General features: G+C 46.0%; 1 rRNA gene. It reads left to right on the plus strand.

The window, feature by feature from the left end:
• Positions 1 to 569: 569 nt before the first annotated feature.
• Positions 570 to 737: ribosomal RNA gene (locus IEX22_RS16185) — 16S ribosomal RNA — on the plus strand; the annotation flags it as partial.

The raw sequence follows: 737 nt of genomic DNA on the forward strand, positions 1-737 counted from the left end.
GACCTTTATTCTTAATGGTAAAGGGGAGCTGATTGCCTTTGTTCGTAGCTTTGTCGACTGGGATGACCCAAAAGCGATAGCCTTACTCAAAGGTTTCATTGAACAGGAAAATGCCCCTAAGTCGGCTGCAAACTAGCTAAATCTGGTTGCAAAACAGCCATAATGACTGAAAAAGATCGTTTTTGCCTAAAATGTCAGCAAGCGATCTTTTTTCTTTTAAAAAGCCCTTGCACAAAAGTTCAGGCTCCCTATAATGCGCTCCCACTGACACGGCACAGCGGCAACGCGAAAGACGTGACAGGGTCGACGAAAAGAGGCTCTTGAGTCCTTTCAACGACAGGCGAAAAAAGATGGTAAATACCTCTTGACGCCGCAGCAGGAAAGCGTAGAATACGCAGCCCTGACCCGATGGCCACAGCGCCTAAGGGATTGCTCTTTAACAAGATAAACAAGCAAATCTGTGTGGGCACTCACAGGCATTGAGAAATCGACAAAACGATTTAACTCGATGAAGAGTGTTCATGCGAACAGAATTCATTGAGTCGATTCTTCGGAATCAACCAAAACTTTAATTGAAGAGTTTGATCATGGCTCAGATTGAACGCTGGCGGCAGGCCTAACACATGCAAGTCGAGCGGTAACATTTCAAAAGCTTGCTTTTGAAGATGACGAGCGGCGGACGGGTGAGTAATGCCTGGGAATTTGCCCATTTGTGGGGGATAACAGTTGGAAACGAC

This window comes from Tersicoccus solisilvae (genome assembly GCF_014643255.1).
GTDB classification, from domain to species: domain Bacteria; phylum Actinomycetota; class Actinomycetes; order Actinomycetales; family Micrococcaceae; genus Tersicoccus; species Tersicoccus solisilvae.